Origin of the sequence: Pseudomonas sp. BRG-100, assembly GCF_000737955.1 — a bacterium.
GTDB classification, from domain to species: Bacteria; Pseudomonadota; Gammaproteobacteria; order Pseudomonadales; family Pseudomonadaceae; genus Aquipseudomonas; species Aquipseudomonas synxantha_A.
In genome coordinates this window covers 4062804-4077268 of the sequence record NZ_JPRX01000001.1, presented here as the reverse complement: position 1 = coordinate 4077268, position 14465 = coordinate 4062804, and the positions used below count along the sequence as shown (strand labels likewise).

At 61.3% G+C, this 14465-nt stretch carries 16 protein-coding genes; 3 read left to right on the top strand and 13 right to left on the bottom strand.

The features are described from left to right. Window positions 1–65: 65 nt before the first annotated feature. The 9 genes from JH25_RS09235 to JH25_RS09275 form a co-directional block, all read right to left on the bottom strand. Window positions 66–1223: a D-alanyl-D-alanine carboxypeptidase family protein gene (locus tag JH25_RS09235; RefSeq protein ID WP_005791754.1), complete on the bottom strand. Its 1158-nt coding sequence runs from the start codon at window positions 1221–1223 to the stop codon at window positions 66–68. 180 nt (window positions 1224–1403) lie between these two features. Continuing rightward, window positions 1404–2408, bottom strand: a complete 1005-nt coding sequence (locus JH25_RS09240; RefSeq protein ID WP_014720084.1) for a septal ring lytic transglycosylase RlpA family protein — start codon at window positions 2406–2408, stop codon at window positions 1404–1406. Further along, window positions 2408–3418: a lytic murein transglycosylase B gene (mltB, locus tag JH25_RS09245; RefSeq protein WP_005791758.1), complete on the bottom strand. Its 1011-nt coding sequence runs from the start codon at window positions 3416–3418 to the stop codon at window positions 2408–2410. The genes JH25_RS09240 and mltB overlap by 1 nt, the downstream gene beginning before the upstream one ends. A gap of 17 nt (window positions 3419–3435) precedes the next feature. Then, window positions 3436–4539: a rod shape-determining protein RodA gene (gene rodA / locus JH25_RS09250; protein WP_050549432.1), complete on the bottom strand. Its 1104-nt coding sequence runs from the start codon at window positions 4537–4539 to the stop codon at window positions 3436–3438. A 31-nt stretch (window positions 4540–4570) separates the two neighbouring features. After that, complete coding sequence (mrdA, locus tag JH25_RS09255) at window positions 4571–6469, bottom strand: penicillin-binding protein 2 (RefSeq protein ID WP_032879291.1); 1899 nt, start codon at window positions 6467–6469, stop codon at window positions 4571–4573. Window positions 6470–6484: 15 nt separating this feature from the next. Then, the gene (rlmH, locus tag JH25_RS09260; protein ID WP_003176297.1) at window positions 6485–6952 is read right to left on the bottom strand and encodes a 23S rRNA (pseudouridine(1915)-N(3))-methyltransferase RlmH; all 468 of its coding nucleotides are present in this window, start codon (window positions 6950–6952) and stop codon (window positions 6485–6487) included. A 9-nt stretch (window positions 6953–6961) separates the two neighbouring features. Then, window positions 6962–7456, bottom strand: a complete 495-nt coding sequence (rsfS, locus tag JH25_RS09265; RefSeq protein ID WP_003176298.1) for a ribosome silencing factor — start codon at window positions 7454–7456, stop codon at window positions 6962–6964. Window positions 7457–7522: 66 nt separating this feature from the next. After that, window positions 7523–8167 carry a nicotinate-nucleotide adenylyltransferase gene (gene nadD, locus JH25_RS09270; RefSeq protein ID WP_032879289.1) on the bottom strand — a complete coding sequence of 215 codons (645 nt, stop codon included), beginning with the start codon at window positions 8165–8167 and terminating at the stop codon, window positions 7523–7525. Continuing rightward, window positions 8167–9432 carry a glutamate-5-semialdehyde dehydrogenase gene (locus JH25_RS09275; RefSeq protein ID WP_005791769.1) on the bottom strand — a complete coding sequence of 422 codons (1266 nt, stop codon included), beginning with the start codon at window positions 9430–9432 and terminating at the stop codon, window positions 8167–8169. The genes nadD and JH25_RS09275 overlap by 1 nt, the downstream gene beginning before the upstream one ends. A gap of 174 nt (window positions 9433–9606) precedes the next feature. Between JH25_RS09275 and JH25_RS09280 the strand changes: the two genes are divergently transcribed. Continuing rightward, entirely contained in the window at window positions 9607–10290 is a 684-nt protein-coding gene (locus JH25_RS09280; RefSeq protein WP_032879288.1) for a DNA-3-methyladenine glycosylase, read from the top strand. Between the two features lie 141 nt (window positions 10291–10431). Further along, window positions 10432–11748: a bifunctional DedA family/phosphatase PAP2 family protein gene (locus JH25_RS09285; protein ID WP_032879286.1), complete on the top strand. Its 1317-nt coding sequence runs from the start codon at window positions 10432–10434 to the stop codon at window positions 11746–11748. Here the strand turns inward: JH25_RS09285 and JH25_RS09290 are convergent. The 4 genes from JH25_RS09290 to JH25_RS09305 form a co-directional block, all read right to left on the bottom strand. Beyond that, a complete protein-coding gene (locus JH25_RS09290) occupies window positions 11742–11957 on the bottom strand; it encodes a hypothetical protein (RefSeq protein WP_032881203.1) in 216 nt (71 codons plus the stop codon). The two genes, JH25_RS09285 and JH25_RS09290, sit on opposite strands and share 7 nt — an antisense overlap. Window positions 11958–12057: 100 nt before the next feature. Further along, on the bottom strand, window positions 12058–12648 hold the full coding sequence (locus JH25_RS09295) for an LON peptidase substrate-binding domain-containing protein (protein WP_032879285.1): 591 nt from the start codon (window positions 12646–12648) through the stop codon (window positions 12058–12060). A 22-nt stretch (window positions 12649–12670) separates the two neighbouring features. Next, the gene (locus JH25_RS09300; RefSeq protein ID WP_005791780.1) at window positions 12671–13387 is read right to left on the bottom strand and encodes an LrgB family protein; all 717 of its coding nucleotides are present in this window, start codon (window positions 13385–13387) and stop codon (window positions 12671–12673) included. Beyond that, window positions 13384–13737, bottom strand: coding sequence for a CidA/LrgA family protein (locus JH25_RS09305; RefSeq protein ID WP_005791782.1), 354 nt, complete (start codon window positions 13735–13737; stop codon window positions 13384–13386). The genes JH25_RS09300 and JH25_RS09305 overlap by 4 nt, the downstream gene beginning before the upstream one ends. A 185-nt stretch (window positions 13738–13922) precedes the next feature. On the opposite strand from JH25_RS09305, the gene JH25_RS09310 reads away from it, so the two are divergent. Continuing rightward, window positions 13923–14378 carry a MaoC family dehydratase gene (locus JH25_RS09310; protein WP_005791783.1) on the top strand — a complete coding sequence of 152 codons (456 nt, stop codon included), beginning with the start codon at window positions 13923–13925 and terminating at the stop codon, window positions 14376–14378. The last annotated feature ends 87 nt before the right edge of the window (window positions 14379–14465 follow it).

Sequence of the window (14465 nt, the reverse complement as noted above, 5' to 3'; positions counted from 1 at the left end):
GCTAAGCCGTGGCGACGGGCAAAGCCCCGCGCTGGATCAACGCGGGGCTTTGCAGGTGCACACAATCAGTTGAACAAGCCGTAGAAGAATAGACGGATGCTATCCCATACGCGGCGGAAGATACCACCTTCCTCGACAGCGTCCAGCGCGATCAGGTCGGCGCTATGCACCACCTTGTCGTCCAGCTTGACTTCGACTTTACCGATCACGTCGCCCTTGGCGATTGGGGCGACCAATTGCGGGTTCAGGGTCATGCTGGCGGCGAGCTTTTTCAGCTGGCCTTTAGGCATGGTCAGGGTCAGGTCGTCAGCCAGGCCGGCCTTGACTTGGGAGGTGGCGCCTTTCCATACCGGCGCGGTCGCAAGCTCGGCACCCTTCTGGTAGAAGGTCTGGGTTTCGAAGAAGCGGAAGCCGTAGGTCAGCAGTTTTTGCGTCTCGGCCGCACGGGCCTGTTCGCTGTTGGTGCCGAATACCACGGCGATCAGGCGCTGGCCATCACGCACAGCGGACGACACCATGCAGTAACCGGCTTCGTCGGTGTGGCCGGTTTTCAGGCCGTCGACGGTCTTGTCGCGCCACAGCAGCAGGTTGCGGTTAGGCTGCTTGATGTTGTTCCAGAAGAACTCCTTCTGGGAGTAGATCGCGTAGTGCACCGGGTCAACGCGGATGATCGCGCGCGCCAGGATCGCCATGTCGTGAGCCGACGAATAGTGCTCTGGGTTCGGCAGGCCGGTCGGGTTCATGAAGTGGCTGTTGGTCATGCCCAGGTCGGCGGCAGTCTTGTTCATCACGTCGGCGAACGCATCTTCGCTGCCGGCGATGTGCTCGGCCAGGGCGACGCTGGCGTCGTTGCCGGACTGGATGATGATGCCGTGCAATAGGTCACTGACGGTGACTTGCGAGCCGACCTTGATGAACATCCGCGAACCACCGGTACGCCAGGCGTTTTCGCTGACGGTGACCGGATCGTTCTCGCCGATCTGGCCGCGACGGATTTCCAGGGTCGCGATATAGGCAGTCATCAGCTTGGTCAGGCTGGCTGGCGGCAGGCGTACATCACCGCCGTTTTCGACCAGCACGTTGCCACTGGCGGCGTCCATGAGGACCCACGACTTGGCGGCCAGTTGCGGGGAGGCCGGCACCATTTCAACCGCCCAGGCGGCCGGGGTGATGATCAGCGAGATAAGCAGGCACGTGCGTTTGGCTAAGGTGGTGATGTTCATCCGTCTCTCGAAATTGCTTATGGAAACTTGCCCTCGCGGGCAAAACTATTCAGACAGCCCGCTTCCAGACTGTCACGTGTTCGGTTGCCCGCTCACCCCTTGCCCCTGGGTTTTTATTGTCCAACGAGCCAACAACCTGGACTCAAGCGCGCAGGCGCACCTGAGCCATCAATCCGTTACTTATTCTGCGGTGACCACGCTGGGTTGCCCCAGGTTGGCCAGGCGGACGCTGTTCTGCACTTGCGCCACTTCACTTGGCGAACCGATCGGGCCCATGCGTACACGGTGCAACGTTTGCTGGTTACGCACGATGGAACTGATGAAGACCGGCGCGCTGACCATACCGCTGAGCTTGGACCTTAACAGTTCTGCCGCATCCGGGTTGGCGAAAGCGCCGACCTGAAGGTATTGCCCGCCCGCCATCGAGGCGCCCGGTGCTGCGTGAGGGACGACGACGGTATCCGGAGCATGTTGCGCCGGCGGCGGCGTCCACTGCTCGATCTTGCCGGTCGAGGCCGTCACTTGCGGTTGGGGGGTTGCCGGTTCGTTAAGCATCAACGGCGCCGGCTTGCCACGCTGGGCCCAATACTGCGCCGGGTCGATGCCCTCGACTTTCACCCGTGCAGTGCCGGTTTCGGCGTATCCAAGCTTCTTGGCCGCGGCGTAGGACAAATCGATGATCCGGTCCGAATAGAACGGCCCGCGGTCGTTGACCCGCAGGATCACCGTACGGTTGTTGTCCAGGTTGGTAACGCGAACATAGCTGGGCAACGGCAGGGTCTTGTGGGCCGCGCTCATGCCGTACAGGTCATACACCTCGCCATTGGCGGTGTTCTGGCCATGAAACTTGGTGCCGTACCAGGACGCGGTGCCGGACTGCACGTAAGTCTTGGATTCCTGCAGCGGGAAGTAATTCTTGCCCAGCACGGTGTAGGGGTTGGCCTTGTAGGGGCCGGTGTGCAGAGTCGGCGTGGCGTCCGGGATTTTCGAGACATCCACATCCCACCACGGCGCGCCGTCTTTGTGCGCACGGTTGATGTCCAGGCCCGGCTGGGCGCGCACCACCGCGCCACCGGCCTTCTTGGCAGGCGCACGGTTAGGGGTGGTGGAGCAACTGGCAACCAGCAAGGACAACGCGGCGAACGCCACCAGCTTGAGCGGTTTTTTGAACGGCGATACCCGCATTACTTGTTGCCCCGTGCTTGAACCAGCTCATCTGACAGCTGATGCACGGCCATGGCGTACATCACACTGCGGTTATAACGCGTGATTGCGTAGAAATTCTTCAGGCCCATCCAGTATTCCGGGCCGTTTGCACCTTCCAGGCGGAATGCCGTCACCGGCATGTCGTCGCGTGGCGCATTCTGACTCGACCAGCCCAGCGCTCGCAACTCCCCGACGGTCTTGACCGGCTCGATACCCTGGGTCAAGCCTTCATCGGCGCGCTCACCTGTGACATCGGCGCGGATAACCACCGGTTCGCCGCCCACCCAGCCGTGACGCTTGAAGTAGCTGGCCACGCTGCCGATAGCGTCGTCGGGGTTGCTCCAGATATTGATATGGCCGTCGCCGTCAAAGTCCACCGCATAGGCGCGAAAGCTGCTCGGCATGAACTGCGGCAAGCCCATCGCGCCGGCGTACGAGCCCTTGAGTGTCATCGGGTCGACCTGTTCTTCGCGGGCCAGCAGCAGGAATTCGCGCAGCTCCTTGCGGAAGAATTCGGCACGCGGCGGGTAATCGAAGCCCAGGGTCGACAAGGCGTCGATCACCCGGTAGCTGCCGGTATTGCGGCCGTAGAACGTTTCAATGCCGATGATCGAGACGATGACCTGGGCCGGCACGCCGTATTCCTGCTCGGCGCGGGCCAGGACGGCTTCATGCTGGCGCCAGAAGTCCACGCCGCGGGCAATACGTGCGTCAGTAAGGAACATCGGGCGATATTCCTTCCACTGCTTCACGCGTTCGGCGGGGCGGGAAATGGCGTCGAGGATCGCCTGCTTTTTCTGGGCTTCGCGGAACACGCCCATCAGTTGCTCGCCAGCAAAACCGTAGTCGCGGGTCATCTCACCGACAAATTCGGCGACCTGGGGTGAACCATCGTAGTCACCGGCCTGCGCCTCTTGCGTTGCCCCCAGCAGCCCAATCAGGCCCATCCAGGTCGCATGCCGAGTCGCCCAGCCGCGCATTACTTGCATTGACATCTTCACCTTATTCAAACCTGTGCGATCCACTTGCGATGCGTATGAATCGACATCAAAACCCCAAACGCTGACAGCAATGTCACCAGCGAAGTTCCGCCGTAGCTAATGAATGGCAACGGCACCCCAACCACCGGCAGCAGGCCACTGACCATACCGATGTTGACGAAAACGTAAACAAAAAAAGTCATGGTCAGGCTGCCGGCAAGCAATTTACCGAACAGCGTCTGCGCCTGGGCGGTAATCACCAGGCCGCGACCAATCAACAGCAGATAGATCAACAATAAGGCGCAAATGCCCACCAGGCCGAACTCTTCGCCCATCACCGCGATGATGAAGTCGGTATGACTTTCGGGCAAGAAGTCCAGATGGGACTGGGTGCCCAGCAACCAGCCTTTGCCGAATACGCCGCCGGAACCGATGGCCGCCTTGGACTGGATGATGTTCCAGCCGGTGCCCAACGGGTCGCTCTCCGGGTCGAGGAACGTCAGGATCCGTTGCTTCTGATAGTCGTGCATGAAGAAGAACCACATGGCCACGGCCACGGGGACGGCAGCGGCCAGCACGCTGAGGATCCAGCGCCAGCGCAAGCCCCCCATAAACAGCACGAACGCGCCACCGGCCAGAATCAGCAATGAGGTGCCAAGGTCAGGCTGGCGCACGATCAGAATAAACGGCACGCCGATTAGAAGCAGGCTGATCACCACGTGCTTGAGCTGTGGCGGCAAGGTGCGCTTGGACAAGTACCAGGCGATGGTGGCCGGCATCAGGATCTTCATGAATTCCGACGGTTGGAAGCGAATCACCCCGGGAATGTTGATCCAGCGCGTGGCTCCCATGGCGTTATGGCCCATGACATCCACCACCACCAGCAGCAACACGCCGGCGACATACCCCAGCGGCACCCAACGCGCCATGAAGCGTGGTTCAAGCTGGGCGATCACCACCATCGACAACAGGCCCAGGCCAAACGAGGACGCCTGTTTGATCAGCAGGTCCCAGTTCTTGCCGCTGGCCGAATACAGCACGAACAGGCTCCCGGCCGCCAAGGTCAGCAGCAGGATCAGCAGGGGGCCATCAATGTGCATGCGTTGCAGCAACGTCGCACGGCGACGCATCACATCCTCGCTGGAGAGGATGCGGTCAAAATTACTCTTCACGGGCCGTAACCTCGGGGCTTGATGGGGGGCCGCCATATTCGGGCTTGAGCTTGCCATCCTCGGCCAACAGCCAGGCATCCATGATCTGCCGCACCACGGGCGCCGCGACGCCAGAGCCGGACTCACCGTTCTCGACCATCACCGAGACCACGATTTTCGGGTCGTCAGCCGGGGCGAAGCCGACAAACAAGGCGTGGTCGCGGTGACGCTCCTGAACCTTGGAACGGTCATATTTTTCGCCCTGCTTGATCGCGACCACCTGGGCCGTACCACTCTTGCCGGCGATGCGGTATTGCGCGCCGGCTGCCGCCTTGCGTGCGGTACCCCGTGCGCCGTGCATGACTTGCTGCATGCCGTGGTTGACCTTGGCCCAGTCCGACGGGTCGCGCAGCACAATATCGGGAATCGGGTTGTCGTCTACCGGCTTTTCGCCTTCGATGGTCTTGGCCAGGTGCGGCCGATTCCAGATGCCTTTATTGGCCACCAGCGCCGTGGCCTGGGCCAGTTGCAGCGGCGTGGCCTGCATATAGCCCTGGCCGATCCCCAGGATCAGGGTTTCACCCGGGAACCATGCCTGACGGCGCGTCGCACGCTTCCATTCCCGCGACGGCATCAGGCCGGGAGACTCTTCGAACATGTCCAGAGAGACTTTCTGACCGAGGCCGAACTTGCCCATGTAGGCAGACAGGCGATCGATCCCCAGCTTGTGGGCCAGGTCGTAAAAATAGGTGTCGTTGGAGCGCATGATCGCGGTGTCCAGGTCGACATAGCCGTCACCGGAGCGGTTCCAGTTACGGTATTTGTGATCATAGTTGGGCAGCATGTAGTAGCCGGGGTCATAGACCCGACTGGAGGCCGTGACCACGCCGGAATCCAGGCCGGCGATCGCCACCGCCGGCTTGATGGTCGAACCCGGTGGATACAGGCCGCGCAATACGCGGTTGAACAGCGGTCGATCGATGGAGTCGCGCAGCTCGGCGTAGGCCTTGAAGCTGATGCCGGTGACGAACAGGTTAGGGTCGAAACTCGGCTGACTGACCATCGCCAGCACTTCGCCGGTTTTCGGGTCCAGCGCCACCACGGCGCCACGCCGGCCACCCAGGGCCATCTCGGCCGCTTCCTGCAACTTGATGTCCAGGCTCAGCACAATGTCCTTGCCCGGTATCGGGTCGGTGCGCTTGAGCACGCGCAAGACGCGGCCGCGGGCGTTGGTCTCGACTTCTTCGTAACCCACCTGGCCGTGCAGCTCGGGCTCGTAGAAACGCTCGATGCCGGTCTTGCCGATATGATGGGTGCCGCTGTAATTGACCGGGTCGAGGGTTTTAAGCTCTTTCTCGTTGATCCGCCCCATATAGCCGACCGAGTGGGCAAAGTGCGCCCCCTGCGGATAGTGGCGCACCAACTGCGCCACCACTTCCACACCCGGCAGACGGAACTGGTTCACGGCGATTCGGGCGATCTGCTCTTCGGTCAGCTCGAACAGGATCGGCACCGGCTCGAACGGCCGGCGCCCCTGCTTCATGCGTTTCTCGAAGATCACCCGGTCTTCCGGCGTCAGTTGCAGCACCTCGACAATCACATCGAGCACCTGCTGCCAGTCGCCGGAACGCTCACGGGTCATGCTCAGGCTGAAGCTGGGGCGGTTATCCGCGACCACCACGCCATTGCGGTCGAAGATCAGCCCACGGGTCGGCGGAATCGGCTGCACATGCACCCGGTTGTTTTCCGACAGCGTGGAGTGATAGTCGTACTGGATCACCTGCAGGAAATACAGACGCGCAATCAGCACGCACATCAACGCCACCACCAAAATCGCACCGAACACCACCCGCGCGCGTACCAGACGTGCGTCTTTCTCGTGGTCCTTGATGCGGATCGGCTGGGTCATCGGGGGCAGCGCAGACTATTTGTGGTAAGGGTGCCCGGACAGAACTGTCCAGGCGCGATACAGCTGTTCACCGATCAGAATCCTTACCAACGGGTGCGGCAATGTCAGCGCCGACAACGACCAGCGCTGATCGGCTCGCGCGCAGACTTCCGGCGCAAGCCCCTCGGGGCCACCGACCATGAAGTTGACCGTACGCGAATCCAGGCGCCAGCGATCCAGTTCCACCGCCAACTGCTCGGTGCTCCAGGGCTTGCCGTGCACTTCGAGAGTGACGATACGCTCGTTGGGGCCGACCTTGGCCAGCATGGCTTCGCCTTCCTGGCGAATAAAGCGCGCCACATCGGCGTTCTTGCCCCGGGTATTGAGCGGTATTTCCACCAGTTCAAGCGACAGCTCAGCGGGCAGACGCTTGGCATACTCGTGCCAGCCTTCTTCCACCCACTTGGGCATGCGTGAACCGACAGCGATCAGACGCAGGCGCACAGCCGTTCCTTATTCCTGGTCTTTGTTGAGCTTGTCGAAGTGCGCGTGGCCCACTTCCGGGCTGTGGTGCTTGCCATCGGCGGCACGGCTCTGCTCGGCGCCTTTCCACAGACGTTCCAGGTCGTAGAACTGGCGGGCGTTGGAGGTCATCATGTGAACGATCACATCGTCCATGTCCAGCAGTACCCAGTCGCTGTCGCCCTTGCCTTCCTCACCCAGAGGCTTCACGCCCTGGGCTTTGACGGCTTCGCGAACCTTGTCGAGCATCGCGCCGATCTGGCGGTTGGAGGTACCGGTGGCGATGATCATGAAGTCGGTGATGCTTTGCTTGTCGCGTACGTCCAGCACCTGGATGTCCTGGGCCTTAACGTCTTCCAGGGCGGCCACGGCCACTTTCACCAGCTCTTCGCCAGCCAATTCCGGGCCCACGTGGGCTTCAACCGGCAGCGGTGCGCTTTTGAAGGTGCCTTTGCGCTTAACTTTGCTTACGTCTTTGTTCGTCATATAAAACTCGTTTTGCTCGTATGTTCGGGCGCTTGCTGCACGGCTCGTGCGTTCAAGCGCGCCTTTTCAGTTCGACGCACGGTAAAGCCCGTGCGCATCGATGTAGGCCAGGACCGCGTCAGGCACCAGGAAACGTACCGACTTACCGCTGGCCAGCAGTTGACGGATCTGGGTGGCGGACACCGCAAGCGGGGTCTGCCAGACGAATGCAATATTCCCGTTCGGCCCGGTCAGGGCCAAGGGGTCACTTACCGACCGCGCGGCCAGCAGGTTGCGCAAGGCATCCGGCGGTTCGCTGTCGGCATCCGGGCGTTGCAAAACCAGGATGTGGCAATGCTGGAGGAGCTCCTCCCAGCGGTGCCAAGAGGGCAGGCCGCAAAATGCGTCCCAGCCCAAAAGCAGAAACAACTGGTCATCTGCGGCCATCTCGGCGCGCATCAGCTCCAGGGTGTCGACAGTGTAGGACGGTTTATCGCGCTTGAGCTCGCGGTCGTCCACCATCAACGGCTGTATGCCCTCTACGGCCACCTGCACCATTTCCAGACGCTGTTGCGCGGACACCTGCGGCGTATCGCGATGCGGCGGCCGAAAATTGGGCAGCAGCCGCACCTCGTCCAGCGCCAGGGCATCGGCGACTTCCAGGGCACTGCGCAAATGGCCGATGTGCACGGGGTCGAAAGTACCGCCGAGCAGCCCGATGCGTTTAGCCATCAAGTGCGCACATGACCGTCGCCGAACACTACGTACTTCTCGCTGGTCAGCCCTTCAAGGCCAACCGGGCCGCGTGCATGGAGCTTGTCGGTGGAGATACCGATCTCCGCCCCCAGGCCATACTCGAAGCCGTCGGCAAAACGTGTCGAGGCGTTGATCATCACCGAAGCGGAGTCCACTTCATTGAGGAAACGCCGGGCATCGCTGAAATGCTCGGAAACAATGGCGTCGGTGTGCTTGGAGCCGTATTTATTGATGTGTTCGATGGCCTGATCCAGGTCGTCGACGATGCGAATCGACAGGATCGGCGCCGTGTATTCGGTGTACCAGTCTTGTTCAGTCGCTTCGATCACATCGCTGCCGAGCAGTGCACGGGTACGCTCGCAGCCACGCAGTTCCACGCCCTTGTCACGGTAGATGGCAGCCAGCGGCGGCAGCACGCGCTCGGCAATGCCGGCGTGCACCAGCAGGGTTTCCATGGTGTTGCACGGCGCGTAGCGGTGGGTCTTGGCGTTGTCGGCAATGCGAATCGCCTTGTCGAGGTCGGCGGCGATGTCGATGAAGACGTGGCACACGCCGTCCAGGTGCTTGATGACTGGCACCTTGGCATCGCGGCTGACGCGCTCGATCAGGCTCTTGCCGCCACGGGGCACAATCACGTCGACGAATTCCGGCATGGTGATCAACGCGCCCACAGCCGCGCGGTCGGTGGTTTCCACCACTTGCACCACTTCAGCTGGCAACTCGGCCACGGCCAGGCCTTGCTGGATGCAGGCGGCGATAGCACGGTTGGAATTGATCGCCTCGGAGCCGCCTCGCAGGATGGTGGCGTTGCCCGACTTCAGGCACAGGCTCGCGGCGTCGATGGTCACGTTCGGACGCGACTCGTAGATGATGCCGATCACACCCAGCGGCACGCGCATCTTGCCGACCTGGATACCGGACGGCAGGTAGCGCATGTCGCGGATTTCACCGATGGGGTCAGGCAGCTTGGCCACCTGACGCAGGCCTTCGATCATGTCGTCGATACGTGCCGGGGTCAGTGCCAGGCGATCCAGCAAGGCAGGTTCCAGGCCATTGGCGCGACCGTTGGCCAAGTCCAGTTCATTGGCAGCGGTCAACTCGGAGCGCGAAGCATCCAGAGCATCGGCAGCCGCCAGCAGCGCACGGTTCTTCTGCGCAGTGCTCGCACGGGCGATCAACCGCGAGGCCTGACGGGCAGCGCGACCCAGGCGGGTCATGTAGTCAAGAACGGACTCAGTCATGGTCAGGGAGTCTTGGCAAAGAGGAAAGCGGCAGATTATAGCTGTGACGCCGCTCGACTGACAGCGGTGAGGGGCGGATGGTCGAAATGAACTGTAAAAACCCGGGGTTCAGCGGTAATTAAGGTGAGAGTTGTTATTATTCCGTCACATTTAGCCGTAATAACCCTGAACGCCATGCCCGGACTTACCGCCCCACTCCCCGCAAGCGCCCTGCCCGACGGCTTCTTCGACCGCGATGCACAACTGCTCGCGCAAGAACTGTTGGGGAAAATCATTCGCCACCGTGTCGGTGATCTCTGGCTTTCGGCGCGAATTATTGAAACCGAAGCCTATTACGTGGCCGAAAAAGGCAGCCATGCGTCGCTGGGCTACACAGAAAAGCGTAAGGCTTTGTTTCTGGATGGCGGTCATATCTATATGTACTACGCCAGGGGCGGTGATTCCCTGAACTTCAGCGCCCACGGCCCGGGGAATGCCGTGCTGATCAAGTCGGCTTACCCGTGGGTCGATGAACTCTGCGGGCCGGCGAGCCTGGCGCAAATGCTGTTGAACAACCCCAACCCCGACGGCAGCCCGCGCCCGGCGCAGAAGCTGTGCGCCGGGCAGACCCTGTTGTGCAAGGCACTGGGCCTGAAAGTGCCGATGTGGGACGCCAAGCGCTTCGATCAGGAACTGCTGTATGTCGAAGATGTGGGCCAGGTGCCCACACAGATTATCCAGACCACCCGGCTGGGCATTCCCAGCGGGCGCGATGAACACTTGATGTACCGCTTCGTCGATGCCGGCTATGCGCCGTACTGCACGCGGAACCCGCTGCGCCGCGGGCAGGTCGAAGGCCGCGATTATTTTTTGATCTAACGGGCGACACATCCCATGTGGGAGCTGGCTTGCCTGCGATAGCGGTGGGCCAGGCAACTTCCATGCTGACCATGCCGCAGCCATCGCAGGCAAGCCAGCTCCCACAGTGGAAATTCACCGTCTCATTATGGAGTGGATTGTATGGGCCAATGGCTCGATAGCATCACCGGCTGGCTGACCCTGAACCCGCAATGGCTGGCAGCCGCGGTGTTTATTGTCGCGTGCGTGGAGTGCCTGGCCATTGCCGGGCTGATCGTGCCGGGCACGGTATTGCTGTTTGCGATTGCCGCACTGGCCGGCAGCGGTGCGTTGTCACTGAGTGAAACCCTGCTGCTGGGCTTCCTCGGCGGTCTATTGGGCGACGGGGTTTCCTACTACCTGGGCCGACATTTCCATCAGAACATCCGGCGCTTGCCGGGCCTGCGACATCATCCGGAATGGATGAATGGCGCAGAAACCTACTTCCACAAGTACGGAATCGCCAGCTTGCTGGTCGGGCGCTTCATCGGGCCATTGCGCCCCATGCTGCCGATGGTCGCCGGTATGTGCGACATGCCGTTCCCGCGCTTTGCGATCGTCAGCCTGATCGCCGCCGCCGGTTGGTCAGTGGCGTATCTGCTGCCGGGCTGGGCAGCCGGTGCCGCGTTCCGCCTGCCCTTGCCGGAAGGTTTCTGGCCGGAAGCGGCGATTGTCGCGGCGTGCCTGGCGGCGCTATTGGGATTGAGTTTGAACAGCAGCCTGCGCGCCCATCGTCGCGCAACGTTGTGGATCGGTTGTGCCAGCCTGACCCTGCTGATCGCGCTGTTTATCGGCTACCCGCATCTCAATGACTTCGATCAGGGCCTGAGCGCCCTGGTGCAGGAGCATCGCAGCCCGTGGCTGGATGAGGTGATGGTGCGGATCACGCAATTGGGCGAGTTCAAGAAAATGTTCGTCGCCAGCGCCGTGTTCACCGCCCTGTTGTTTGTGGCCCGGCAATGGCGCCACGCGCTGTTTGTGGGAGCGACCCTGGCAGGCGCGGCGGTGATCAACACCGGCACCAAGCTGTTCTTTGCCCGCGGCCGCCCGGAGATTCTGACCGACCCGTTGACCAGTTTCAGTATGCCCAGCGGCCATGCCTCCGGCGCTTTTGCGTTCTTCCTGGCGCTCGCGGTATTGGCCGGTCGCGGCCAACCCACGCGGTTGCGCCTGACCTGGATGCTGCTGGGCTGCATACCCGCCGCATTCATTGCTCTGTCGCGGGTGTACCTGGGCGCTCACTGGCCCAGCGACATCCTCGCAGGCACGCTACTGGCCATGACGGTGTGTGCGTTCAGCCTGACCGTGATCCAGTACCGCAGCCCGCTGCCGGCAATGACGCAAAAAGCCTGGTGGCTGGTATTGCCGGCGGTGGTGGCGGTGCTCGGCTTCATTGCATTCACCGGCACCTCCCATGCATTGCTCAGGTACGCCTACTGACCCTTGGCCGGGCCAATCCAGTCCACTGAAGCAGAGCGACGCTCCACGCAACGCTCGCGTCGCTCCAGCAGCATCTCGTCGGCAATGTCGGCGGCGCGCTCTGCGATGTACTCTGCGCCCCGGGTGGCGTCCTGCTGGAGCAATTGCGTGGTCACGCTGACAAAATACGTGTCCCAGGCGACTTGTTCCGATGGTGTCAGACGAATCATGGTCATCCCCGATCATTATGGTGTGATCGGAAAATATTGCAGGCGCCGCGCCTGAAATGACGTAGCAAAATCCGAAAGCAACCGCAGAAAATTCTGTATCTCAGGTGAACAACTCACCCTGCAATTCATCCAGCAACATCTGAATGGCATCCAGCCGCTGCTGCGGATCGTCAATTCGCAGCAAGTCGACCTTATCGGCGTCGGTAAACGGCAGCAGGTACGCCAGTTGGTTGCCGAGGGCCTGCTGGCTTTCGGCATGGGCGTTCATCTCCAGCGAAGCCACCATCGGGTGCTCCGCCAGGGCCTCCAGCAGCGCCAGCAAGTCGGCGTCCTCTTCTTCCAGAGGCCGATCCGGCATCTCCTCCAACCATTTAACCTCGGCCACCAGCAATTGATCTTTCTGCACCGTGACGTCTAGTACGCGGAAACGCCGGCCACCCTCGACACGAATCCCCAGCAGGCCATTGTCCTGCTGTTTGAAGTCGCGAATAAACGCTTCGCAGCCGATCAGCGCGTAGCCGTCCGGGGCTATGCCCACTTCCTGGTCATTGAAGATGCACACCACACCAAAGCTTTCGCCCTTTTTCATGCAGCGGCTGATCATGTCCAGGTAGCGCGCCTCAAATATCTGCAGGTCGAGGGTGCAGCCTGGGAACAGCACAGTGTTGAGTGGGAACAGCGCCAGACTCATAACGGTTTCCTTAAAACCCGGGTTAAACAATTACCGACACGGCCAACGGCAGAAACACCGCCGTCGCCACGCCCATCAGGCTCATGGCCAGCGCCGCAAAGGCGCCGCACTCTTCGCTTTCCTGCAGGGCCACCGAGGTGCCGACCGCATGGGCGGTCATGCCCAGCGCCATGCCCCGCGCTTCAGGGCTGTGCACGCCCAGGCGCGACAGATACGCCGGGCCGATCATCGCGCCGACCACCCCGGTGATCAGTACAAACACTGCCGCCAATGCCGCCACGCCACCAATCTGTTCGGCGACCAGCATGGCAATCGGCGACGTCACCGACTTGGGTGCCATGGTCATCAGCACCCTGTGTTCGGCACCGAACCACCACCCCAACAGCACACACAAGCCGGTAGCCAGCACCCCGCCTACCACCAGCGTAGTAAAAATCGGCCAGAACAATTGGCGAATCCGCCGCAGGTTGAGATAAAGCGGTACCGCCAATGCCACCGTTGCAGGCCCCAGCAGGATCCCCATGATCTCGGTGCTTTCGCGGTACTCGGCGTAACTCAGGCCACAGGCGAGCAACACACCGATCACCAGCAACATCGACACCAGCACCGGTTGCAGGAAGATCCAGCGGGTTTTCTCGTACCCCGCCAGCACCAACTGATAGGCGCCCAGGGTGATACCGATGCCGAACAACGGATGATGAATGACCGCCGTCCAGGCGCCCTGCCAGTCAAGCATCATTGGTCCTTCTCCTTGCGCCTGACCATCTGCTGCATCAGCACACCGACAAAGCCCATGGCGATCACCAGCGACAACACCAGCGCCCCGACGATAGCCCAGAAGTCCGCGACAATGTCCTTGGCGTAGACCATCACTCCCACGGCGGGCGGCACCAACAGCAACGGCAGATAACGCAACAGGCTGCCGGCCGCCAGGCTCAGCGGCTCGCCGACTTCACCGCGCCAGACCAGAAAGCCCAGCATCAGCAGCAGCCCGATGATCGGCCCCGGCAGTACCGGCAACAGCAAATGATTGATCGCCGTACCGATCAATTGAAACAGCACCAGCCAAGTCAGGCCACGTAACAGCATCCCGCTCTCTCCCCCCTCAAAGCCCATGCGCATTATAAGCACGCCCGCCCTATGCCCAGGCATTCGCCAAAAGCATGTTGGGTTGACCGGGCCATTTGCCCATGATGATCTACATTGGTTCTCTGTATCCCATATAAAACCCCTTATCAACGGGGGATAAAAATGATGAACCCAGGAGAGACGCAATGCCCTATGTACCCGTAGCGCAGCTCAAAGATTATGTCGGCAAGGAACTGGGACGTTCCGAATGGCTCACCATCGACCAGGCGCGCATCAACCTGTTCGCAGAGGCCACCGGCGATCATCAGTTCATCCACGTCGACCCGGTCAAGGCCGCACAAACCCCGTTCGGCAGCACCATCGCCCACGGTTTCCTGTCACTGTCACTGATGCCCAAGCTGATGGAAGACATCCTGATCATGCCCGAGGGCTTGAAAATGGCCGTCAACTACGGCCTGGACAGTGTGCGCTTCATCCAGCCGGTGAAGGTCGACTCCAAGGTGCGCCTGAACGTCACGCTCACCGACGTCACCGAGAAAAAACCCGGCCAATGGCTGTTCAAGGCCACCGCCACCCTGGAAATCGAAGGCCAGGAGAAACCTGCCTATATTGCCGAGTCGCTGTCACTCTGCTTCGTGTAAGGCCGACCCTGTGGCGAGGCAATAAACCTTGCCACAGTGTATGTAAATTTATGTATGAATCTCGCGGCTGCGGCATACTCGGCGCTC